Origin of the sequence: Candidatus Palibaumannia cicadellinicola (genome assembly GCF_001269425.1) — a bacterium.
Lineage (GTDB): Bacteria > Pseudomonadota > Gammaproteobacteria > Enterobacterales > Enterobacteriaceae > Baumannia > Baumannia cicadellinicola_A.
Genome location: NZ_CP011787.1, coordinates 600451 through 625945 on the forward strand (window position 1 = coordinate 600451; position 25495 = coordinate 625945).

General features: G+C 32.3%; 19 protein-coding genes, 2 tRNA genes and 4 pseudogenes. 5 read left to right on the plus strand and 20 right to left on the minus strand.

Going from position 1 to position 25495, the window contains the following annotated elements:
• Positions 1 to 8: 8 nt before the first annotated feature.
• The 16 genes and pseudogenes from AB162_RS02750 to greA all read right to left on the minus strand — a co-directional run bounded on the left by AB162_RS02750 (position 9) and on the right by greA (position 17062).
• Complete coding sequence (locus tag AB162_RS02750) at positions 9 to 1811, minus strand: DEAD/DEAH box helicase (RefSeq protein ID WP_311195361.1); 1803 nt, start codon at positions 1809 to 1811, stop codon at positions 9 to 11.
• A gap of 503 nt (positions 1812 to 2314) precedes the next feature.
• The gene (gene pnp / locus AB162_RS02755; RefSeq protein ID WP_053097312.1) at positions 2315 to 4438 is read right to left on the minus strand and encodes a polyribonucleotide nucleotidyltransferase; all 2124 of its coding nucleotides are present in this window, start codon (positions 4436 to 4438) and stop codon (positions 2315 to 2317) included.
• A 168-nt stretch (positions 4439 to 4606) separates the two neighbouring features.
• The gene (gene rpsO, locus AB162_RS02760) at positions 4607 to 4876 is read right to left on the minus strand and encodes a 30S ribosomal protein S15 (RefSeq protein ID WP_053097314.1); all 270 of its coding nucleotides are present in this window, start codon (positions 4874 to 4876) and stop codon (positions 4607 to 4609) included.
• A 125-nt stretch (positions 4877 to 5001) separates the two neighbouring features.
• Positions 5002 to 5952, minus strand: a complete 951-nt coding sequence (gene truB / locus AB162_RS02765) for a tRNA pseudouridine(55) synthase TruB (protein WP_053097316.1) — start codon at positions 5950 to 5952, stop codon at positions 5002 to 5004.
• 17 nt (positions 5953 to 5969) lie between these two features.
• Entirely contained in the window at positions 5970 to 6362 is a 393-nt protein-coding gene (rbfA, locus tag AB162_RS02770) for a 30S ribosome-binding factor RbfA (protein WP_053097318.1), read from the minus strand.
• Between the two features lie 104 nt (positions 6363 to 6466).
• Positions 6467 to 8419: pseudogene (gene infB, locus AB162_RS02775) on the minus strand (translation initiation factor IF-2); the annotation flags it as partial.
• Positions 8420 to 8808: 389 nt separating this feature from the next.
• A pseudogene (locus AB162_RS03030) lies at positions 8809 to 9100 on the minus strand (IF-2-associated domain-containing protein); the annotation flags it as partial.
• Between the two features lie 15 nt (positions 9101 to 9115).
• Positions 9116 to 10600, minus strand: a complete 1485-nt coding sequence (nusA, locus tag AB162_RS02780) for a transcription termination factor NusA (protein ID WP_053097322.1) — start codon at positions 10598 to 10600, stop codon at positions 9116 to 9118.
• A gap of 262 nt (positions 10601 to 10862) precedes the next feature.
• Positions 10863 to 10936 (minus strand) — tRNA-Met (locus AB162_RS02785).
• Positions 10937 to 11005: 69 nt separating this feature from the next.
• Positions 11006 to 11095, minus strand: a tRNA-Leu gene (locus AB162_RS02790).
• A gap of 44 nt (positions 11096 to 11139) precedes the next feature.
• Positions 11140 to 11483 (minus strand): annotated as a pseudogene (secG, locus tag AB162_RS03035) (preprotein translocase subunit SecG).
• A gap of 121 nt (positions 11484 to 11604) precedes the next feature.
• Positions 11605 to 12936 (minus strand): phosphoglucosamine mutase, encoded by a 1332-nt coding sequence (glmM, locus tag AB162_RS02800; RefSeq protein ID WP_053097324.1) that lies wholly within the window; start codon positions 12934 to 12936, stop codon positions 11605 to 11607.
• Positions 12933 to 13769: a dihydropteroate synthase gene (gene folP / locus AB162_RS02805; RefSeq protein WP_053097326.1), complete on the minus strand. Its 837-nt coding sequence runs from the start codon at positions 13767 to 13769 to the stop codon at positions 12933 to 12935. The genes glmM and folP overlap by 4 nt, the downstream gene beginning before the upstream one ends.
• 24 nt (positions 13770 to 13793) lie before the next feature.
• Positions 13794 to 15734, minus strand: coding sequence for an ATP-dependent zinc metalloprotease FtsH (gene ftsH, locus AB162_RS02810; protein WP_156214000.1), 1941 nt, complete (start codon positions 15732 to 15734; stop codon positions 13794 to 13796).
• 60 nt (positions 15735 to 15794) lie between these two features.
• Positions 15795 to 16424, minus strand: coding sequence for a 23S rRNA (uridine(2552)-2'-O)-methyltransferase RlmE (gene rlmE / locus AB162_RS02815; RefSeq protein WP_260080552.1), 630 nt, complete (start codon positions 16422 to 16424; stop codon positions 15795 to 15797).
• A 155-nt stretch (positions 16425 to 16579) separates the two neighbouring features.
• Positions 16580 to 17062, minus strand: a complete 483-nt coding sequence (gene greA, locus AB162_RS02820) for a transcription elongation factor GreA (protein ID WP_053097412.1) — start codon at positions 17060 to 17062, stop codon at positions 16580 to 16582.
• A 201-nt stretch (positions 17063 to 17263) separates the two neighbouring features.
• Between greA and dacB the strand changes: the two are divergent.
• Positions 17264 to 18670: pseudogene (gene dacB / locus AB162_RS02825) on the plus strand (serine-type D-Ala-D-Ala carboxypeptidase).
• 93 nt (positions 18671 to 18763) lie between these two features.
• Here the strand turns inward: dacB and cgtA are convergent.
• The 3 genes from cgtA to rplU are packed head-to-tail and all read right to left on the minus strand — an operon-like array spanning position 18764 to position 20486.
• Positions 18764 to 19834 (minus strand): Obg family GTPase CgtA, encoded by a 1071-nt coding sequence (cgtA, locus tag AB162_RS02830; protein WP_053097413.1) that lies wholly within the window; start codon positions 19832 to 19834, stop codon positions 18764 to 18766.
• A 46-nt stretch (positions 19835 to 19880) separates the two neighbouring features.
• Positions 19881 to 20147, minus strand: coding sequence for a 50S ribosomal protein L27 (rpmA, locus tag AB162_RS02835; RefSeq protein WP_053097328.1), 267 nt, complete (start codon positions 20145 to 20147; stop codon positions 19881 to 19883).
• A 27-nt stretch (positions 20148 to 20174) separates the two neighbouring features.
• Positions 20175 to 20486, minus strand: coding sequence for a 50S ribosomal protein L21 (gene rplU / locus AB162_RS02840; RefSeq protein ID WP_053097330.1), 312 nt, complete (start codon positions 20484 to 20486; stop codon positions 20175 to 20177).
• Positions 20487 to 20635: 149 nt separating this feature from the next.
• Between rplU and ispB the strand changes: the two genes are divergently transcribed.
• The 4 genes from ispB (at position 20636) to rpiA (ending at position 24789) form a co-directional block, all read left to right on the plus strand.
• Positions 20636 to 21622 (plus strand): octaprenyl diphosphate synthase, encoded by a 987-nt coding sequence (gene ispB, locus AB162_RS02845; RefSeq protein WP_053097331.1) that lies wholly within the window; start codon positions 20636 to 20638, stop codon positions 21620 to 21622.
• Positions 21623 to 21740: 118 nt separating this feature from the next.
• A complete protein-coding gene (locus tag AB162_RS02850) occupies positions 21741 to 22919 on the plus strand; it encodes a phosphoglycerate kinase (RefSeq protein WP_053097334.1) in 1179 nt (392 codons plus the stop codon).
• Positions 22920 to 22938: 19 nt separating this feature from the next.
• Positions 22939 to 24018, plus strand: coding sequence for a class II fructose-bisphosphate aldolase (gene fbaA, locus AB162_RS02855; RefSeq protein ID WP_053097336.1), 1080 nt, complete (start codon positions 22939 to 22941; stop codon positions 24016 to 24018).
• 111 nt (positions 24019 to 24129) lie between these two features.
• Complete coding sequence (rpiA, locus tag AB162_RS02860) at positions 24130 to 24789, plus strand: ribose-5-phosphate isomerase RpiA (protein ID WP_053097338.1); 660 nt, start codon at positions 24130 to 24132, stop codon at positions 24787 to 24789.
• 6 nt (positions 24790 to 24795) lie between these two features.
• Here the strand turns inward: rpiA and AB162_RS02865 are convergent, their stop codons facing one another.
• Positions 24796 to 25431 (minus strand): 5-formyltetrahydrofolate cyclo-ligase, encoded by a 636-nt coding sequence (locus AB162_RS02865; protein ID WP_053097340.1) that lies wholly within the window; start codon positions 25429 to 25431, stop codon positions 24796 to 24798.
• Between the last annotated feature and the right edge of the window lie 64 nt (positions 25432 to 25495).

The following is a 25495-nucleotide window of genomic DNA, read 5'->3' on the forward strand; positions in this document are numbered from 1 at the left end:
AGCTAATATTAGTGATTTGAATCATAATTGTCGTTATTTCTTTTAATACTTGAACTATGACGCACTAAACGACGTTCTCGTCCAACATTTCCACTTACTGCACGCCTAGAGTGCAAGTTACGACGCATACTACTACTATTATTACGTTCAATACATCGAACCGGTGCTTCACCGAACAGTTGAATATTAATAGGTTTATTCATAATACGAGTACGAGTAAACGTAGATAACATATCACAAGTTATCCCTTTAGGTAACTCAATAGTAGAATGTGATGCAAATAACCTAATATTACCAATATAATTACTATTTATATCAACTTGATTAGCAATCGCCCCAACAATATGACGTACTTCTACACCATCATTACGACCAACTTCAATACGGTATAAATCCATTTCACTATAATCTATATTATTAGCGTACCTACGCCCATGTAAATAACTACGCTGCTTATTTTCTATAATATTATTATCTTGGGATATAATGAGTGGACGTTTACCTTGAGCCATTTTCAAAAGCACTGCAGCTATAGTTTCTAGATCTAAATTTTCATCCTGCTGCAATCTAACTAACATTTTACGATAAAGATTAATCATATCTATGTTTGTTAGTTGATGTTTTAATTTTTCAGCAAATTTGGCTAGACGACGAGTGCTAAGTAATTCAGCGGTAGGTAATTTAACTTCTGGAATAGTTAGTTTCATTAAACGTTCAATATTACGTAGTAATCTACGTTCTCTGTTTTCCACAAATAGAAGTGCCCTACCAGCCCTACCTGCACGGCCAGTACGGCCTATACGATGTATATAAGACTCAGAGTCCATAGGAATATCATAATTAATCACTAGACTAATGCGATCAACATCTAAACCACGTGCGGCTACATCTGTAGCTATCAGTATATCTATACTACCTTTTTTAAGACGATTTAACGTTTGTTCTCTGAGCATCTGATTCATATCACCATTGAGCGCTGCGCTGTTATAACCATGTTTTTCCAGAGATTGCGATACTTCTAATGTGGCGTTTTTAGTCCTAACAAAAATTATTGCAGCATCAAAATCTTCTGCTTCTAAAAAACGTACTAATGCTTCATTTTTACATCTGCCATGTACTGTCCAGTAGCTTTGATGAATATCTGGACGATTACTAATACTCGATTTTATATTTACTTCTTTTGGATTATTCATAAAACGTCTGGTAATACGACGAATTACTTCTGGCATAGTAGCTGAGAATAGTGCAGTTTGATGTTTAGCCGGAATTTGCGCTAGTATATTTTCAACATCTTCGATAAAGCCCATTCTTAACATCTCATCTGCCTCATCTAATACTAGACTTTTAAGATTAGATAGATCTAATGTGCCACGTTTTAGATGATCTAATAAACGACCTGGAGTACCTACTACTACCTGTGAACCTTGTTTTAAAAAACGTAACTGTACGTCATAGCGCTGGCCACCATATAAAGTAACTACTTTGACACTTTTTATATATTTCGCAAAATATGAGCATGCTTCTCCAACTTGAACTGCAAGTTCACGAGTAGGTACTATAACTAGGATCTGTGGTGCATTTAACTGAAGGTTAATATTATGTATAAATGGTAAGGCAAAGGCTGCAGTTTTACCACTTCCTGTTTGAGCAATTCCTAACAAATCACGACCAGCTAATAAATATGGTATGCACTCAGCCTGAATAGGAGAGGGGGTTTCATAACCTAGCTCCGTAAGAGCATCAAGGATAAAAGTATTAAGTCCCATTTTAGCAAAAGAGATATTAACTACAGACATGTACACTTGCCTCATTGAGTTATGGTGGCCAGTATACATACATTGTAGTGAAAATTATCATAAATTTTCATAAAAAGCGTTAACTGGCTTAAATTTAAAGATTATTACTAAATAAGTAATAATACTACTTCCTATTATCTTAGGATAAATAGTGATAATATTAATTGAATTAATATTTATGCAGACAACATTATAGGCATTTTTAATATCTGTATAACGAATAGATATTCATTAGCTAATGTAATGTAAGGAATGATTATTTTTATTACTAATAAAAAATTTATTATCAATTAATTGTACGCTATTAATTTTAAATTAAAACGTAGTAAAAATTACATTTAACATAAAAATAGTATTATATACTATACATTTATATGATGAAAATAAAATTTTTATAAATAGGCATTAATATTTTTATTCTTAAATATATATTTAGTTATATACTAGAGATAATAGACTAACAATACTTGTACTATATATAAGTACAAGTATTGTACTAATTATAATAGTAATGATTATTATATTTTAGCATTTTTTATGCTTAGACGAACACGTCCCTGACGATCTATTTCTAGTACCTTAACTGGTATGGTCTGATCTAATACTAGATAATCAGATATGTTCTCTACATGCTTATCAGCAATTTGAGAAATATGTACTAAACCCTCTTTACCGCCCCCAATAGCTATAAATGCCCCGAAGTTAACAATACGAGTGACTTTACCATTATATATACGACCAACTTCTATTTCTGCTGTAATTTCTTTAATACGATTGATAGCATTACTTGCATTAGCACTATCAGTTGCTGCTACTTTCACAGTTCCATCATCTTCAATATCAATAATAGTGTTCGTTTCTTCCGTTAAAGCTCTTATTACAGATCCGCATTTACCTATTACGTCTTTTATTTTATCAGGATTAATCTTGATAGTATGAATACGTGGTGCGTATTGAGAAATATTACTACGTGGCAAGCTAATTACTTGTTCCATCATGCTCAAAATATATATTCTAGCATTCTTTGCCTGGTTTAACGCTAATTGCATAATATTACTAGTTATACCTTCTATTTTTATATCCATCTGTAATGCAGTAATACCATCTTTACTCCCAGCAACTTTAAAATCCATATCACCTATATGATCTTCTTGACTAAGAATATCGGATAATACGACAAATTTATTGTCTTCTTTCACTAAACCCATAGCAACACCAGCAACTGCAGCTTTTATCGGTACTCCTGCATCCATTAAAGCTAGTGAAGCTCCACAAATTGAAGCCATAGAAGATGATCCATTAGATTCTGTAATCTCTGCAACAACACGTATAGTATACGGAAATTCATCTATGTTCGGCATTACTGCTAGCAAACCACGTTTTGCTAAACGCCCATGCCCTATTTCACGACGTTTTGGTGAACCACAAATCCCAATTTCACCTACGCAATATGGAGGAAAGTTATAGTGTAGTAAGAATCTGTCAGAACGTTCTCCAGTTAGATCATCAATATTTTGTGCATCACGCTCAGTGCCAAGGGTAACAGTAACTATAGCCTGAGTTTCGCCACGCATAAATAAAGCAGAACCATGAGTTCGTGGTAATATACTAGTACGCATATATAAACTACGAATCATATCTTTTTCACGACCGTCAATACGACACTCGCCACTTAGTATACGACTACGTATTATTTTTTTCTCTATATTACTTAGTATAGTTATTATTTTGTCTTCATCTATTATGATTTCATCTATAGTAGATGATAACGTTTTATTTTTGTTAGTCAATATACTGACTATGTCTGTTTTAATAGATTCAACATAGTTATAACGTTCTTGCTTGTCTGTTACATGAATAATTTCATTTAGGCGTAATTCTGCTAGTTCCATAACTTGTGATGGAAATAATAATAAGCTATCTTTAATTTCTTGTGCTTGCAAAGGCCATGGTTGCTTCCCAGCTTTAGCAACAATATTATTAATGTTGCTGATAAGCGTTTGCTGTTGTTGATGGCCGAAAATTATAGCGCCTAGCATTTGTTCTTCGCTCAATAACTTAGCTTCTGATTCGACCATTAGTACTGCTTTAGCGGTGCTTGCAACTACTAAATCAAGGCTACTTTCTAATAGTTCAACTATAGTTGGATTTAGTATATATTTATTGTTAACGTAACCTATGCGTGCTGCACCGTACGGACCGTTAAACGGTATACCAGATAAACTTAAAGCTGCTGATGTACCAATCATTGCAACAATATCTGGGCTAACCTGTGGGTTAAGAGATACTACTGTAGCTATAATTTGCACTTCATTAAAAAATTCTTTGGGAAATAAAGGACGTGTAGCACGATCAATAAGACGAGAAATAAATATTTCTCCTTCGCTAGGACGACCTTCACGTCTGAAAAATCCACCAGGGAAACGACCAGCAGCATAAGTTCTTTCTTGATAATTTACTGAAAGTGGGAAGAATTTTTGCTGTCCTTGTTGTGCGTGCTTAACGCATACTACGGTAACTAGTACTACTGTATCATCAATATTTACCATAACTGCTGCATTGGCCTGACGTGCTACCATACCAGTTTCTATTATTACGGTATGCTTACCGTATTGAAAATTTTGAACAATAGGCTTAATCAAAATTATATCCTTAATTTCAGGGTGTACAGCGTACTTTTTTTTGACCGCTGACCACAAATTACTTACTAACAACATTACATTAGTTGTTTATAACAAGAAGAAAAGGGCCTAATTTGGCCCTAATAAATATTTTTAGCTATTTATATTAAGTAATATATAGTATATGAATTAACGACGTATACTAAGTCTTTCAATGAGTTGATTATAACTAACTATATTTTTATCCTTAATATAGTCTAGCAGCTTACGACGTTTTGACACCATACGCAGTAGTCCCCGTCTACTATGGCAATCTTTTTTATTGTTCGCAAAATGTACCTGTAAATTATTAATTTTATCTGTTAAAATAGCGATTTGAACTTCTGTAGAACCGCTATCTAGCGCACAACGGCCAAAATCAGAAATTATTTTTTCTTTTTTATTAATACTTAGAGACATGATAAAACTCCAAATGTTAGCTAAAATAGCTTGATATTTATCTCTAATTTATCGTTAATATTCATTATATTTTAGTTATTTTACTAGTAGTAAGTTTAGATCGCAATATTTGACAGATAAATGATTCAGCAATGATAAACATTAGAAATAAGACGCCTAGGCTTTAATAAACCTAGTGTAGTAATTTCACCAATACCAAAGAAACTTTTTATATTCCCATTAGCTATAAACATTCGTACTAAGCCTAATTGCAAACACTTATCAACTGCTATAGTATTACCTAATTGCAAAATATTAGCACTTGAAATAGGTAAGTGTATAGCTGGAAAAATAGATAAAGCTTTATCTATTGATAATAGTAAAGAATCTAATTTTGATAAATTATCAGGATATTTTTCCTGTAGCAAAGTGTCTTGCAGCGAAGTCAGTGTTACCATATTTTCTTCTTGATAGTTGGCTACTGCCAAACGACGTAATTGAGTAACATGTGCACCGCAACCTAGAAACTCTCCAATATCATCGATAATAGTACGAATATAGGTTCCTTTGGAACAGTGTACTTCTAATACAATACTTGTCTTATCCCAAAAAATTAAATTTATATCATATATATTAATAGGCCTACATTTACGTATTACTTCTATCCCTTTACGTGCATATTCATACAGCGGACGACCTTGGTACTTAATATTAGAAAACATTGGTGGAATCTGATGAGTTAATCCTTTAACTTTATTTAAAGTTGTCTGAAGTATGTCTTTATTTATCACAACTGTACGGGACATCATAATATGTCCTGTAGCATCATAGGTATTAGTTCGTTCCCCTAGTTTAGCAGTAACACGGTAACGTTTATTAGAATTTATAATATGTTGGGAAAACTTAGTTGCTTCTCCTAGGCAAATAGGTAACATACCAGTAGCTAGTGTATCTAGTACCCCAGTATGCCCAGCTCTATTTGCTCTGAACAAATATTTAACTTTTTGTAATACATCATTTGATGATAAACCTTCGGGTTTATCTAGTAGTATAATGCCGTCAACATTACGACCGCGATAAATTGGACGACGGCCCATATTAATGTACCTTATTATTACATTATGTATATAATTTTTTTTTGGTCTTTTTGTACTAAATTAGTAATTAACTGATGCATGTGTATACTTTTAACTAAATATTCATCATAAGTAAAAGTAAGTGTAGGTATGATACGTAAATGCATTGATTTACTTAGTTTACTACGTATAAAGCCAGAAGCTGTGTTTAGTATACGTATACCAGAATTTATATAATCAGAATTATTCTGATGGATAAAATTAAAAGTAACTAACACTATTGCTGATGTTAGGTCACTGGATAAATTTACTCCTGAAATAGTAGCCATACTAATACGAGGATCTTTTATATGACGTTGTAAACTAATAGCTATTTGTTTTTGCATTTCCTGAGCGATACGCTGTGCACGACGACTATACTCTTTCATCATATAAATATTAATAATAGTAGTTTATCAAAACTATATCACATTAATAACTAATAGTATGTCTGATAGTAAAAGTAAATTATCAAACACTAGTTTCTGTTATTAGTTTATGTGATTTGAATTAATTCAAATACTTCAATTACGTCGCCAGTACGAACATCAGTATAGTTTTTTACGCAAATACCACATTCCATACCATTACGTACTTCATTAACATCATCTTTAAAACGACGTAGTGAATCTAGCTCCCCTTCATAGATAACGATATTATCACGTAGTACTCTAATTTTTTTATTTCGCTTTACTATGCCTTCTGTTACCATACAACCAGCAATATCCCCAAATTTAGGTGACCGGAAAACGTTACGCACTTCGGCTAAACCAATGATTTTCTGTTTGTACTTAGGTACCAATATACCATTCATAGCCTGTTTTACTTCATTAAGTAAGTCATAAATTACTGAGTAATAACGAATATTAATATTTTCTGTGTCAATTACACGACGAGCAGATGCATTAGCACGAACGTTAAAACCTAGTAATATAGCATTCGAAGCAGCTGCAAGGTTAGCATCTGTTTCAGTAATTCCACCAACACCATAACCTATGATATTAACCTTTACTTGTTCTGTTGCAAGTTTTGCTAGTGCATCATTGATGGCTTCTGCTGAACCTTGTACGTCTGTTTTAAGTACAATATTTAACTCGGATATTTTATCTTGAGTAAGATTATCAAAAACAGTGTCTAACTTAGCATTTTGCTTACGTGCTAATTTAATTTCTCTAAACTTGCCCTGACGATATAGTGCAACTTCACGTGCTTTCTTCTCATCACGTACTACAGTAACTTCATCACCAGCGATCGGAACACCGGATAAACCAAGAATTTCTACTGGTATAGCTGGACCAGCTGAAGATATATTACTACCTTTTTCATCACGCATAGCACGCACACGACCATACTCTAGTCCACATAGCAATATATCACCACAATTAAGTGTTCCTTCACGTACAAGAACTGTTGCTACTGGTCCACGACCTTTATCTAAGAAAGATTCTATAACTACACCACTGGCCATACAATTACTAATTGCTTTTAAATCTAAAATTTCAGCCTGAAGTATAATTGCATCTAGTAAATTATCAATACCAGTACCATATTTAGCAGAAACATTTACGAACTGATTGTCACCACCCCATTCTTCTGGTATTATCCCATACTTAGTAAGTGCATTTTTAATACTATCTGGATCAGCTTCTAGCTTATCAATTTTGTTGATAGCAATAACAATAGGTACTTTTGCTGCATTAGCGTGCTGTATAGCTTCTATTGTCTGTGGCATAATTCCATGATCTGCAGCTACTACTAGTACTATAATATCAGTTGTTTTAGCACCACGAGCACGCATAGCTGTAAAAGCGTTATGTCCAGGGGTATCAATAAAAGTAATCATTCCTCTATCTGTTTTTACATGATAAGCACCTATATGTTGAGTAATACCACCAGCTTCACAAGCTGCTACTTTAGTTGAACGAATATAATCTAATAGCGAAGTTTTTCCATGGTCTACGTGACCCATTATAGTAACTACTGGTGCACGTAGTTCTGAAGTCGCAGAACTACAAATAATATCACGGTCATTCATCAATGATTCTTCTATTTTATTGTCATTAAGTAGAATAACCTTATGCCCCATCTCTTCTGCGACAAGTTGTGCTGTTTCTTGATCTACAACTTGATTAATAGTAACCATGGCACCTAAATTAATCATTTTTTTAATAATTTCTGAACCTTTTACTGCCATTTTATTAGCAAGTTCAGCAATAGTTATCATTTCGCCAATAACTACATCTCTGTTAATAACTTGCGAAGGTTTGTTAAATACTTGCATTATAGTGCTGCTAGATTTACGTTTATTTTGACATTTAATATTACGTCCAATAGCACGAGCTTCTTCACGATTTGCTTTAAACTCAGATAAAATATTAGTTCTTTTTTGCTTATAATTTTTACTGACTCTGAAACGACGTTCATTCTTTATATCATTATCTTCTTCTGCTAAAATATCTTTTTGATAATTAATATTATCATTAGTCATATCTTCAAATTCTTGCGTAGTAATCCAAGTATTAGTACTATTATTACTCTCAGCAAGTTTACGAGCTGCTTCTGCAATTTGGCGAGCTTTTTCTTCTAACTGACGATATGTTTCTTCTTCAGCTTTACGCTTAATAGTAGCTACTTCTGCTTCTAGGCTAGTATTTTTTATATAATTTTTCTTTTTTACCTTATTAATAATAATATTATTAATAGTATTATTATTAACTAATTGAGTAATTGTTTTGCTTTTCTGTTTATTATTTTCTTTAATAACATTGGGTATTTGATATTTACCTTCACTTGTTACTCTTTCGTTAGTATTATTTTTAGTTGGTTTCAAAAAATTATATTCTGGTTGTATATATATACGTTTCTTACGTACTTCTATTTGTACGTACTTACTTTTACCACTAGTACTAGGAATATTTAATGTGCTACGGGTTTTACGTTGTACAGTTAATTGATTTGGCACATTGCAAATATCATATTTGCTGCGGTACGCAAGTAATGTTTCTTGTTCCTGTTGAGTAACATCATCTACTACTGTTTTATTAATACCAATTTCAGCAAACTGCTGCACTAGTTTATCCACAGTAATTTGCATTTCTACGGCAAGTGATTTTATCGTGACATTTGTCATACTATTTCTTCCATACTACTTTTTTTGACTAAACCAGCAAATATTACGTGCTGCCATAATTAGTTCTCCTGCTTCCTGACTGCTTAATCCTTCAATATTTAATAAATCTTCGATACTTTGTTCTGCAAGATTTTCTAAAGTGCATATTCCAAGCTCAGCTAATTTAAAAGCCATGTTTCGCTTAAGTTTTGATAAACCTAATAAGTCTTCAGAGGGATGTCCTATTTTTTTATTATTTTGCATAGTCAACTTACTAGTCAGTGCACACTGTGCTTTTTTCCTTAACTCTTCTACTGTTTTTTTATCTATACTATCAATAGTAAGTAATTCTTTAATAGGAACATAAGCAAGTTCTTCAATAGAAGAAAAACCTTCTTTAACAAGAATTTTTGCTAAATTTTCATTTATCTTAAGATTATTCATGAAAACATTGATAGCAGCATAATCTTCAGCTCGATATTTTTCTGTTAGATCAGAGGCAGTCATGACATTTAGCTCCCATCCACTAAGTTGTGAAGCTAACCTGACATTCTGTCCATTACGACCTATAGCTTGAGCTAGATTACTAGTTTCTACAGCAATATCCATAGTTTTTTTGTCTTCATCTACTACTATAGAAGTAACGTCAGCAGGAGCCATAGCATTAATAACAAACTGAACCTGATTATCATCCCATAAAACAATATCTATACGTTCTCCGCCTAATTCGCTTGACACTGCTTGTACGCGAGCACCACGCATACCGACACATGCGCCAACTGGATCTATCCTTTTATCATTAGTTTTTACTGCAATTTTCGCACGTAAGCCAGGATCTCTAGCTACAGACTTAATTTCAATTAATTCTTCGCCTATTTCTGGTACTTCAATACGAAATAATTCTATTAACATTTCGGGACGAGTACGACTGATAAAAAGTTGAACTCCCCGTGCTTCTGGACGTACGGCATAAAGTACTCCGCGGATACGGTCACCTATGCGAAAATTTTCACGTGGTAACATATCTTCACGACTAATTACTGCTTCAGCAGTATTACCTAAATCAATAATAAGACTATCTCTATTTAATTTTTTTACTAAGCCTGTTATGATCTCTCCTTTTTTACTACAGAACTGTTCTACTACCATTGCGCGCTCTGCTTCACGTACTTTTTGCACAATAACTTGTTTAGCTGTTTGTGTTGTGATTCTGTCAAATATTATAGATTCAATTTTATCTTCAATATAGCTACCTATTAGTGCTTTAGGGTCATACACTTTTGCTGCTTCTAGTGTTATTTCACGAGTTGGTTGAGTTACTTCTGCTACAATAAGCCACCGACGAAATGTCTCAAAATTACCAGATTTACGATCAATATTAATACGCACTTCAATTTCTTGTTCGTATTTTTTTTTTGTTGCTGTAGCTAAAGCAGTTTCAAGAGTTTCGAAAAGCTTTTCTCTTGAAACAGATTTTTCGTTTGAAACTGCTTCAACAACGGCAAGAATTTCTTTATTCATTCTAGTTGCCTCAGTAAAATGTAAAAAGTGGGGTACAAAAACTTTGGTGAAAAATGAATAATTCAATTATCCCGGTACTGATATCATTTTATCTGATTATTTATCAAGAAAAAGCCCCGAATAATCGGGGCGTTAAGTGACTGTACCTTTTACATTTCAAGGATTTACATTTCAAGGAAAAAATTTTTCTATAAAAAATTTTTAAAACCTTTCATATGACACCTAACGTTAATTGTTTAACATAAATTTAAAACGTAAGGGGTTGCGGGGGTCGGATTTGAACCAACGACCTTCGGGTTATGAGCCCGACGAGCTACCAGACTGCTCCACCCCGCGTCATAAATTAATTTAATATACTTTATTTACTAGTAAAAATCAAATTTTAGATTAAATTAGCTTTCTTTGTGGTACCGAGGACGGGATTTGAACCCGTAAGCTGCTTAATTTAGCACTACCACCTCAAAGTAGCGTGTCTACCAATTTCACCACCTCGGCACGAAACATTATATATATTTATATTCTTATAATAATGTAAGACTTTAATTTGGAATATTATTCATAATTTTTTCTTTATTTTCAGAAACATTACTATCTGTATTTTTATTAATAGTAATTTTAGATAAATTATTTGAATTATTTTTTATATTTTTATTTTTAATAGTATCACTACCTATGTGACCTAACATTATACTAAGCAAAAAAAAATCATTGCTACCAGTGCAGTCATTCTTGTCATAAAATTCCCGTAACCACTAGAACCAAATAAAGTTCCAGAAGCGTTGCTACCGAAGGAATTATCAATATTACTACCTTGCTGTAGTATAATAAGAGCTACTAAGCTTACAGCTACTATTAAAAACAAAATTAATAAAGTTTGGTACAACATAATATGGTAATATCCTGATTTATTTTTATTGCATTTTAATTTATACAATCTTCAATGTTACCATTGTTATGGTAACAGAAACTAAAATTTAGTTAAATTACTTAATTAATTTTTATTATCAATAGCATTTCTCTATAGTATCAGCTAAATAATATGCTAAATATTTCACTTGAGCTTCATCATAACCTTCTACCAGAACTCTAATAATATTTTCTGTTCCTGATTTACGTAATAATACCCTACCACGATTAGCTAAAGTGCGTTCAACTTTTTTATACGCCTGGATCACTTGTACTGAATCTAGTTGATTAGTATTACCAATAAAACGTACATTTACTAATTTTTGGGGAAATAGTTTTATATCATTACATAAATCATGCAGTGGAATATTTTGACTTACAATAGCTGACAACACTTGTAAACCAGCAATAATTCCATCGCTGGTAGTTGTATGATCAAGTAGAATAACGTGCCCAGAATTTTCTGCCCCAATACACCAATTGTTAGCTTGCATGGTTTCTAAAACATAACGCTCTCCTACATTAGTACGTACAAAAGGAATACCTAACTGTTTCAGAGAGTATTCAAGACCTATATTACTCATTTGTGTTCCAACAACACCACCAGTTAATTTCCCTTGTCGCATTTTATCACGTGCAACAATATATATAATTTTATCACCATCTACCTGATACCCTAAATGATCTACCATAATAATCCTATCACCATCGCCATCATAAGCAATGCCAATATTAGCATGCTCAGCTAGCACTATGCTTTGTAGTTTGCGTATATCAGTGGTACCACATTCTTTATTTATATTAATTCCGTTTGGGTTACAACCTATAGTTACTACTTTAGCACCTAATTCACGTAATACGCTTGGTGCAATATGGTAAGTAGCTCCATTAGCACAATCAACTACTACTTTAAGACCATTTAGGTTAAGATTTACTGGAAAAGTACTTTTGCAAAATTCTATATATTGTCCTTTTGCATCAATTATTCTGCTAGCTTGTCCAAGGTTTTCTGATGCTACGCAAATTAAATTGCTTTTTAATTGAGCTTCTATTGATTTTTCAACTGTATTTGGAAGCTTAGTACCTTCGCTAGAAAACAATTTAATACCATTATCGTAAAACTGATTATGTGAAGCAGAAATAACAATACCTGCTGTACTAAATTTTCTAGTAAGATATGCAATAGCAGGCGTAGGCATTGGACCAGTCAATGAAGCAGATATACCAGCTGCAGCTAAACCAGCTTCCAAAACTGACTCTAGCATATAACCAGATATTCTGGTATCATGACCAATAATAATATTATTAGAACCGTAACTAGCTAATACTTTTCCAGCTGCCCAACCTAATTTTAATATAAATTCAGGAGTAATTGGAGTATAACCTACTTTGCCACGGATTCCATCCGTACCGAAATATTGATTTTTCATAAAAAAATTTTTTCCTTGGCTAATAGTGTATTTTTTACTACAAGCAGTGCTTCTATAGTTTGCTTAACATCATGAACACGAATAATCTGTGCACCTTGCATTGCTGCAATAACAGCGCAGGCAATACTACCTGATAATCTATCCTCTGGCTGTAAGTTTCCTATCATAGATTTACGTGACATTCCTACTAGGATAGGGAGACCAAAACAATGAAAATCAGCTAGTCTTGCTAATAAGCAATAATTGTGCGCTAAATTTTTACCAAAACCAAACCCTGGATCTATAATTAATTTATTTTTTTTAATACCAGATATTTCACAACTGGTAATTTTCTGTAAAAAATATTCTTTTATTTCTTTGATGATATTATTGTAATATGGTTTTTTCTGCATAGTTAATGGTTCACCCTGTCTATGCATTAGGCACACTGGTAATTTACTTTTTACTGCTGCTTCTAGTGCGCCAGGTTTACTAAGTGAGCGGATATCGTTAATTAAATTTACTCCAGCAGCAGCGCTTTCTCGTATCACTAGAGCACTAGAAGTATTTACAGAAATTAAAATATCGAAACGTTGTACTAACGCAGTAACTACTGGAATGACCCGTTCTGCTTCCTCATTATCATCAATAACATCAGCTCCAGGACGAGTAGATTCTCCACCAACATCTATTATTTTTGCTCCTGCTTGTATCATACATGCTGAATGATCTATTGCATTAGCAATAGTATTATATTTACCACCATCATAAAATGAATCATTAGTTACATTCAAAATACCCATAACTTGAGTAAAAGATAAATCTAACGTTACTTTATTAGTCATCAGTTTCATTATTTATAAATATCAATGATAATGTTAAATAACATTACTATTATTAGATAGAATATGGTTCTCGATTAGGTCAATATTGCATGGCATATAAATCCATGATTTTATCTTAGTAGTAGCTAAGGAGCTGCTGTTAATTTCACAATTATGATCATCCCAACCTGCTGGTTGACGTACGGAACATTTACGTTCCATTAAATCATCAATTTGTGGGGCATCAATAGTTTCATATTTCATCAAAGCATCTTTCATAGCATGTAGAATATCAATATTTTCAGTCAAAAGTATTTTTGCGCGTAGGTAGTTACGATCAATGATTAACTTTATTTCTTGATCAATAATACGTGCTGTTTCATCTGACATATGTTTAGTTTTAGCAACTGAACGTCCTAAAAATACTTCACTATCTTCTTCTGTATACAACAGTGGGCCTAATTTATCGGAAAATCCCCATTGAGTAACCATATTACGAGCAATAGAAGTAGCTACTTTAATATCGTTAGATGCTCCTGTAGATACTTTAGCTGGACCATATATTATTTCTTCTGCTATACGTCCACCGTATAAAGTAGAAATTTGGCTTTCTAGTTTTTGACGACTAGCGCTAATAGTATCTCCTTCAGGTAAGAAAAAAGTTATTCCTAGAGCACGACCACGTGGAATAATAGTAACTTTATGTACTGGATCATGATCTGGTACTAATCTTCCAATAAGAGCATGGCCTGCTTCATGATATGCGGTAGACTCTTTCTGTACTTCAGTCATTACCATAGAACGTCGTTCTGCACCCATCATAATTTTGTCTTTAGCTTTTTCAAATTCTCCCATGGAGACTACATTTTTATGGTAACGAGCTGCAAACAGTGCTGCTTCATTTACTAAATTAGCTAAATCTGCACCTGAAAAACCAGGTGTTCCACGAGCAATTACTGACACGTTTATATCTGAGGCTAGCGGAACACGGCGCATATGTACTTTAAGAATATTTTCACGCCCACGTACATCAGGTAGACCAACTATTACCTGACGGTCAAAACGTCCAGGACGTAATAAAGCAGGGTCTAAAACATCAGGTCTGTTGGTAGCAGCGATAATGCTAATACCTTCATTACCTTCAAAGCCATCCATTTCTACTAACATTTGGTTTAATGTTTGTTCACGTTCGTCGTGACCACCTCCTAGTCCTGTCCCCCGCTGACGACCTACGGCATCTATTTCATCAATAAAAATAATACATGGGGCTGCTTTTTTTGCTTGATCAAACATATCTCGCACGCGAGATGCACCTACCCCTACAAACATTTCTACAAAATCAGAACCAGATATAGTAAAAAATGGTACTTTTGCCTCTCCAGCGATAGCTTTAGCTAGTAAAGTTTTACCAGTACCGGGTGGTCCCACCATTAACACTCCCTTAGGGATTTTTCCACCAAGTTTTTGAAAACGACTAGGTTCTCTTAGGTAATCTACTAACTCGCTTACTTCTTCCTTCGCTTCATCGCAACCAGCAACATCGGCAAAGGTAGTTGTTATTTTATCTTCTGTTAGCATCCTAGCTTTACTCTTTCCGAAGAAAATGACCCCTTTACCGCCACCCTGAATTTGCCGCATAAAAAAGATCCATACCCCAATTAGTAATAACATCGGAAACCAAGATATTAATATTGATGCTATCAAACTAGGTTCTTCCGGTTGTTTACCAATTACTTTAACGTTTTTTGTTAAAAGAATATCTAATAGTTTTGGATCATTGATAGGAATCAATGTCATATAACTATGACTATCTTTTTTGGTCACAGTAATTTCACGACCATGAATATGTACTTCCCTAACTTGGTCTTGATTTAATTCGGACATAAAAGTAGTGTAATCTACTTTACGTACATTTGATTCGCTAGGCCCGAAGTTCTGGAATAAAGACATCAGCACTATTGCAATGACTAACCAAAGAATTAAGTTCTTAGCAATGTCACTCAAGAGATTAACCTCATATTAAAACAACTTTAACAATTTTTGCATAATAGAGTATTATATTTTGCGCTCCTTCGCTACAAGGTATATTTCTCTAGAACTAGAACTGGAAGCATATGGTTTAAAAATTTTTACTTGATTAAATAAAGATAGTATTTTTAGCATCAAATCATCAAACCCCTCTCCATGAAATACTTTTACTATAAAACTTCCACCTGGAATCAAAATATCTTGACACATTTGTAATGCTCGTTCTACTAAATAAATAGATTTTGGAATATCTACTGCTGGCAAACCACTAATATTAGGTGCAATATCTGACAAAATTACTTGAACTTTTTTATTTCCAACAACACTTTTAATAGTGTTGAATACTTCATTATTGCAGAAGTCCCCCTGTACAAAATTGACCCCTAATAACGGATGCATCGGAAGAATATCACAGGCAATAATACGCCCTTTACTACCAATTTTAGTAGATACATATTGTGACCAACTACCAGGTGCTGCACCAAGATCTACTACAGTTATGCAAGAATATAATATTTTGTTAATTTTTTTGTATTTCATTAAGTTTAAACCAAGCACGAGAACGTAGTTTATTTTTTTTGCTTGTACAACGTATTGATCTTTAAAATGTGCTTGCAGCCAGATTTTTGAATTAGCTGACTTTTTTTTTACAACCATTTTTTTCAATAGATTACCATTAATATACTGTAAAAAGATTTTACCAATTATCAGTATTACTTACTTATATTGTTATCATATTGTTCTAGATGTACATAAGATGGCGATAACAGACTAAATTTTCAATACCAATATATTAACATTAACAATATTCTTTATTCTGAAATATATTCTACTTTTAAAATATGATATTTAACTTCACCACCAGGTGTATTAATAATAACGATATCACCCTCTTTATTACCTATTAGACCGCGAGCAATTGGTGAATTAATTGATATCATATTATGTTTAAAATCTGCCTCATCATCACCAACTATCCGATAGGTTTGTGGCTCTTTAATATTCAGGTTATTCACGCTTACCGTCGCACCGAAAATTACACGGTTACTAGGAGATATCTGATTGATATCAATAATTTGAGCATTAGCAAGTTTAGCTTCTATTTCCTGAATACGTCCTTCGCAAAAACTTTGCTGTTCACGCGCAGAGTGATATTCTGCATTTTCTTTTAAATCGCCATATTCACGTGCTTCTGTAAGATCACGAATAATTTCAGCTCTGCGTATATTTTTTAAGTAATTTAGTTCTTTACGCAGCTTTTCAGCGCCGCGCCTAGTCATAGGAGTTTGATTCATCATAATTAATTATACCTTTACTTTAATTGTAACTCTACTGCTGTAGTAGCTGCTATACTAACGTAATACTATTTTATTGAAAGACTGAAATACTGTTGGAGTTTGTTGTTACGATTGATTTTATTCCTATAATTAAATTATAATGTACTAGTAACTAGTAGTATTACTATAAACACTGTACACAGTGTTTATTCATTCACTATAATAATTATGCGTGTTTTAAAAATTATCAAATGCTGCTGTACCAGCTTTTTTATTATATATGCTCAAGCTGCTGTATCTGTGGTAAACTACACATAATATTTACCAAAAGGTACTAAACTTGCTTTAATTGTGCAAAAATTAGGGGCACAGCAGCCAACTATTGATTAAAATAGTAAGCAGCTAGCGCTACCAGCTAGTACTATTAAACTATTAACAGCGCTAGCAGCACTACTACAACTAGGACCAAACTATCGATTTAATACTATTTTTGAAGCAAATTTTCCAGTATCATAAGGAGTATTAAACAGTAATATTATTGCACGCTTTAGCGGTGATCCTACTTTTACTCGTAAACGACTACGTACTATGGTAGCAGCACTACGAAAACATGGTATAAAAATTATTACTGGTAACCTAATAATTGATACATCGGTATTTGCAATTAATGATAAAGCCCCTGGTTGGCTATGGAATGATTGAATCCAATGTTTCAGCACTGCTCCAGGAGCAGCTATCATCGATAGACACTGTGTTTCTATTTCTCTATACAGCGGTACTGTAGGTGAAAGAACTTTTATTAGTCTTTCTTCTTACTATCATGTAAAAATAAAAAAGTACGTACTATTAATAATGAAGCAAAAAATTACTGTGAGCTTGATATTATACCAGGTGAGCTAAATATTTTTACTTTTAACGGTTGTATTAATCAGCGTTAAGATCCTATCTTACTTAGTTTTGCGTTTTGCAGTACAAGATAGCGCGAGCTATGTTGGTTCGATTTTAAAGGAAGAACTAAAGCAGGCTAATATACAACTCAATGGTACTATTAAACTAAAAAATAAACCTCCTAATACTCATAAACCTTGTAAGGTTCTAGCGCAATCTTTTTCAGCCCCATTACATGATTTATTACATCTTATGTTCAAAACATCAGATAATTTGATTGCCGATACTATATTTCGTATTATTTTTCATTAATACGTTAAAGTACCTGGAAGCTGGCGTACTGGATCTGACGCAGTACGTAAAATATTACATCAAAAAGCTAGCATTGATCTCGATAATACAATTCAGGTTGATGGATATGGTTTATCACGCTTAAATTTAATTTCTCCATCTACTATGATGAAAGTTCTGCAATATATTGGTAATAATGATCAAAAACTAGATTTCATATCTATGTTACATTTATCAGGTTATGATGGTACACTAATGTATCGTTATGGTCTACATTAAGCAGGAGTAGATGGTAAATTATCAGCTAAAACTGGATCTTTACAATGAGTTTATAATCTAGCTGGTTTTCTTACTACTTATAGTGGTAATCGTCTAGTCTTTGTCCAGTATATATCTAGCTATACAGCTTCGCTGCTACCAAATAAGCATACTAATAAGTATATTTAATTAATTAATTTTTAATATAGGCTATATAAAGATTTATATAAAAATAACTAAATTAGTTTAATTACACACTTTAAGTATTAATTTAAAAAATCTTTATCTCCAAATAAAATTTATTTGTTCTTGCGTTTCTTGTTCTACTGGCTGGTTTTTTTGATTTTTAATAAACATCATTATATCTAAACATAATAATTTAATTCCATAATTATTAGCAGAAGAAATTAAATAATAATTATATTTTGTTTTATTATTAAATATTTCTGCTATAGCTTGAGCTTTGTCTTGTAATTTGGTTTTATTCCTAAATAAATCTACTTTAGTAAAAACTAACCAACATGGTTTATTAGCTAATTTTTCGTTGTAATATTTTAACTCATTTCTAATAATATTAGCATTTTCTAATGGATCTGATTGATCTATAGGTTCTAAATCAACCAAGTGTAAAAGTAGTCGACAACGTTCTAGATGTTTTAAAAATCTAGTACCTAGACCAGCACCATCAGCTGCACCTTTAATAAGGCCTGGAATATCTGCCATAATAAAACTATTATTTTTCTTTATTTTTACTACACCTAAATTTGGCACTAGCGTAGTAAATGGATAATTAGCTACTTTAGGTTTAGCTGCTGATACGGCACGAAGAAATGTAGACTTACCTGCATTAGGTAAACCTAGTAAACCAACATCAGCTAGTAATATTAGCTCTAGTTTAAGCTGGCGAATTTCACCCTTAGTACCATCTGTTTTCTGACGTGGAATTCTATTAATAGAAGATTTAAAATGAGTATTACCTAAACCATGAAAACCCCCTTTAGCAACCAAGAAACGTTGATTATGAAAAATCATATCACATATAATTTCATTATTATTTTGATCCAATACTCTAGTACCTACTGGTACTTTAACTATTAAATCTTTACCACTTTTACCTGTACAATTACTCCCTTGACCTTTTTTACCATTTTCTGCAAAAAAATTTTTTTCAAAATGATAATCAATTAGGGTATTAATATTTTCATCAGCTTGTAGCCAAACATTACCACCATCACCACCGTTACCTCCTTCAGGACTTCCTAAAGTAATACCTTTTGCACGACGAAAACTTACGCAACCACTGCCCCCGTTACCGGCAGTTACTACAATAGCTGCTTCATCAATAAATTTCATATTATTTAGTAATCCAGATATAATTATCGTATATATACTATAATATTTATAAATTAGTAATAATATTAACAAATGTACGATGATTTATTCTTTTACCCTTAACCTTAAACTGTACTTTACCCTTAGTTAGAGCAAAAAGGGTATAATCTTTACCACAACCAACGTTAGTTCCTGGGTGGTATGTTGTTCCACGTTGACGAACAATAATACTACCAGCTTTCACTAATTCATTACCAAAACACTTGACTCCTAGTCGTTTACTCTCAGAATCCCGACCATTACGTGTAGAGCCACCAGCTTTTTTATGTGCCATGAGTTTATTTTCTTTTGTTGAGTTAAGTTAAAAGCTTACACTGGTAACTTCAACGTCAGTAAACCACTGACGATGACCATGATGCTTGCGGAAGTGTTTGCGACGACGAAACTTGACAATTTTTAATTTATCACTACGACCGTGATTAACTATTTTTGCAATAATTTTACCATTATTAACAATCGGACTACCGATATAAATATGATTACCACTATTTATCATCATAATTTTATCAAATTCCACAGTATTACCAGTTGCAATGTTTAGCTTTTCAAGGCGGATAGTTTGACCTTCACTTACTCGGTATTGTTTACCACCACTTTGAAAAATGGCGTACATAAAATACTCCTTTATAGTGCCCTATTTGTTGTAATAACAACAAAATATGATACGTAGTTATTTTTTAAAAACAAGTTTTTATTAGTAGTTTTTCAGTACAATTAGCTAAACAATCTATAAGTAAAAATTAATATAATGTTTCAAACAAAATGAATTTTGAAAAAATTAATGAACTCATTGCACTGGAAATGGCAAATGTTAATGCTGCTATTAATGATCAACTGTATTCAGAAATTATTCTTATAAAACAGTTAGTTAATTATATTATTAGTTGTGGAGGTAAGCGCATCCGTCCAATGATTGTTTTGCTAACAGCTTTAGCATTGAATTATAAAGGCAACCAGCATGTCACTGTTGCTGCGCTAATAGAATTTATTCATACTGCTACATTACTTCACGATGATGTAGTCGATAAGTCTAATATGCGTCGTGGTAAAACTAGCGCCAATATAATATTTGGTAATGCCGCAAGTATATTAGTAGGTGATTTTATTTATACTCGTGCTTTTCAGATGATAATAGCACTAAATTCACTAAGAGTGCTTAAATTAATGTCTGAAGCAGTAAACGTTATTGTAGAAGGTGAAATAATTCAATTAATAAATTGTAGAGATCCTAATATTACTACTGAAAGTTATATGAGAGTAATTTATAGTAAAACAGCACGTTTATTTGAAGTAGCTTCACAATCTTCCGCTGTTCTAGCAGGTGCACTTCCAGATCAGGAAATTGAGTTACGTAATTACGGTCGTTATTTAGGGACAGCATTTCAGCTAATTGATGATGTATTAGATTATAGTAATAACTGTAATATTTTAGGAAAAAATTATGGTAATGATCTAAATGAAGGTAAACCTACCTTACCTCTACTACATGCTATGCGTAATGGGACACCCATACAGTCATCATTTATTCGTCAAGTTATTATGCAACAAGTTAATAGTAGTAAATTAAATGTAAATGTAATGGATAAAGTACTAGAAACTATGCAACAGTGTGGTTCATTAGAATATACTAGACAATGCGCTGAAGAAGAAGTTGATAAAGCGATTACTTGTCTTACCTGTTTATCTCCTTCTCCTTATCGCGATGCATTAGAGAGTTTAGCTAAATTAGTAGTAACACGTAATGTATAATTAAATGTAAAAATAATACTAATTGAAAATCATTTTAAAAAAAAATATATTATGATTTAATGTTATTATATTTTTATATAAAAATATAATTTTTGTATTAAATTTAAGCGAGTTAATTATGACTATCATTAATATGACAGATATACATTTAACTGGTAAACGTGTGTTGATTCGTTCTGATCTTAATGTGCCAATTAATAAAGGAACAATTACTTCTTATGCACGTATAAATGCTTCTTTACCAACTATAGAAAACGCACTAAAACAAGGCGCAAGAGTAATGGTAACATCTCATCTTGGTAGACCTATTGAAGGTAAATATGACGCTGAATTTTCTCTAAAACCAGTAGTGAATTATCTAAAACAGAAAATTTCTGCCCCAGTTAGGTTGGTACATAATTATCTTAATGGTTTATATCTTAATCAAGGAGAACTAGTCGTACTAGAAAATGTTCGTTTTAATAAAGGGGAACAGAAAAATAACCATATACTAGCACAACAATATGCAGCACTATGTGATATTTTTGTTATGGATGCCTTTGGCACGGCACACAGAATGCATGCTTCTACTTATGGTGTAGGTAAATTTGTGCCAATTGCCTGTGCTGGTAATTTATTTTTACATGAATTAGAAGTAATCAGTAAAGTGCTAAAGAATCCAGTGCGTCCAATGATAGCTATAGTTGGCGGTTCAAAAGTATCTACTAAATTAAATATTTTGAATAAATTATCGACAATATCTGATCAAGTAATAATAGGAGGTGGTATCGCAAATACATTCCTAGCTGCGCAGGGTTATAATATTGGACAATCCTTATTAGAAAAAAATTTTATTTTACAAGCAAAACAGTTACTTAATAAAAATAATATTTTGATTCCTACTGATGTTCGTGTAGCTACTGAATTTTCTGAAACTGCTATCGCAACCTTAAAGTCGATACTTAATGTTAATAAAAACGAACATATTCTTGATTTAGGTGATGAATCTGCTGCTAGATTAGCGATCATATTAAAAAATGCTAAAACTATTTTGTGGAACGGTCCAGTTGGAGTATTTGAGTTTCCTAATTTTCGTAAAAGTACTGAAGTACTAGCTAGAGCTATTGCGGAAAGCGAAGCGTTTTCTATTGCTGGTGGTGGAGATACCTTAGCTGCTATTGATTTATTTAGGATAAATCATCAGATCTCTTATATTTCTACAGGTGGTGGTGCTTTTCTTTCCTTTGTTGAAGGAAACATACTTCCTGCTGTCATAATGCTTGAAGAACATGCAAAAAAATATGAATCAAATTTATAGAAAATAAGGATAAAATAAGATGTCTAAAATTTTAGATATAGTAAAACCAGGAGTTATTACTGGTGATGATATTCAGAAAATATTTTCTATCATAAAAGAAAACAATTGTGCTTTACCTGCTGTTAATTGTATAGGTACAGATTCTATAAATGCTTCATTGGAAGCTGCTGTCAAAGTACGTGCACCGATTATTGTGCAATTTTCTTATGGAGGAGCAGCTTTTATGTCAGGTTTAGGTATCAATACTAAAGGACACACGGCTTCAGTATTAGGCGCAATATCTGGTGCTTTACACGTACACCAAATGGCTGAATATTATGGTGTACCAGTTATGCTACATACTGACCATTGTTCAAAAAAAAATTTACCTTGGCTAGATGAGCTTTTAGTTGCCGATGAGAAATATTTTAATATTCATGGTAAACCACTGTTTTCATCTCATATGATAGATTTATCTGAAGAATCATTAGATGATAATATTAAAATTTGTTCAGAATACTTAGAAAAAATGGAGAAACTAAAAATTACACTAGAAATTGAACTAGGATGTACTGGTGGCGAAGAAGATGGTATCGAATATAGTAGTCAGTTAAATCACTATGAACTATATACTAAACCGGAATATGTTGCCTATGCCTACGAAAAACTAAATTTAATAAGCCAACGTTTTACTATTGCAGCAGCTTTTGGTAATGTCCATGGAGTATACCAACCTGGTAATGTGCAGCTTATTCCAAAAATATTAGATGATTCACAGCAATACGTTTCTACAAAATTCGGATTGCCAGCTAATTATCTTAACTTAGTATTCCATGGAGGTTCTGGTTCAAGGCAAGAAGATATTAAAGAAGCAATTAGTTATGGTGTAGTAAAAATGAATATTGATACCGATACACAGTGGGCTACTTGGAAAGGTATTCTTCAATACTATAACAAGAATAAAGATTATTTGCAGAGTCAAATAGGTCATTATAACAATGCTAATCAACCAAATAAAAATTTTTATGATCCAAGAATTTGGCTTCGTGCTGGACAAATATCTATGATTAAACGGCTTGAATTAGCTTTTAAAGAACTTAATTCTTTTAATTTATTATAAATATTATTATATGTAATAATATTTTTTGTATTTATTTAATAGTATTTATTTTAATAAATTTAATTAAAATTAATTTAAAATAAATTAATTTAAATATTAAGTATCATACTTATGACAAAAGATGAACTGAAAAAAGCAGCTGGATGGGCAGCATTAAAATATATAAAATCAGATACTATTATAGGAGTAGGTACTGGATCTACTACTGATCATTTTATTGAAGCTCTAGCAACAATAAAAAATAAAATTTACGGAGTAGTTTCAAGTTCTGAAGTATCTACTGCTAAATTAAAAAATTTAGGTATTTTTATTTTTGATTTAAACGATGTTAATTCACTAGATATATATGTGGATGGTACCGACGAAATAAATATAAATCTACAGATGATTAAAGGAGGTGGTGCTGCACTAACACGTGAAAAAGTTCTTGCATCAGCAGCTAGTAAATTTATTTGTATTGCAGATCAAAGTAAAAAAGTTGAAATATTAGGTAACTATCCTTTACCGGTAGAGGTAATACCAATGGCTTATAATTTTGTAGCAAGAAAATTAGTACAGCTTACTCACGGGTTACCAAAATATCGTAAAGGTGTTGTTACTGATAACGGAAATATTATTTTAGATATCCATAATTTAAAAATTATAGATGCTATTGCCTTAGAAAAAATTATTAATAATATACCAGGCGTAGTTACTGTTGGTCTTTTTGCAAGACGCCCCGCTGATATAGCACTTATTAGTAGTGAGGAAGGTATTACCATATTAAGTTAAATTTTTTTAGTTTTGTTTTTTATTATAAAAAGATTGATTCCAGTTAAAATGGAATGAAGGTGTAATTATCTCTGGTAATGGTACATCCCATCTGTCTATTGGTAAAGATATTGTAGTATAATATTGACAGTCATGCGCTAAACCTATAATAAAACAAGATAATTTATTATTATATTGTTGTAAAGTTCTGTCATAAAAACCACCTCCCATACCAAGTCTGTTACCATAATAGTCAAAAGCCACTAAAGGAATAAATAAAATATCTATTTGTTCTAATGATAATACTTTTTTAAAATCTAATGGTGGTTCGTATAAATTTAGTCTATTTACTACTAATGAAGTAGTAGGAGTGTAATTAATAAATAGTAGAGGTCTATTTTTCAATGGATGTAATGCTGGGAGATAAACTTTTTTGTTTTTATTCCATAGCATATTTATTAAATAATTAGTATTAATTTCACCATCAAAAGATATAAATATTGCGAAGTTATTTGCTTCTTTAATTCTTTTGTCTTGCCCAATAATATTGGCAACTCTTTTTGCAGCTTCATCTTGTTGTGTCATTGTCAATGACAGACGTTGTAAACGCGCATGTTTTCTAATTTTTTGCTTTAGTAAGAAGTTGTGATTCTTATCAGTCATTTATATTTATGTTAATGCTGGCTCAATTGTTTGTTTTACCACGTTAATACTTTTTTATATTTGT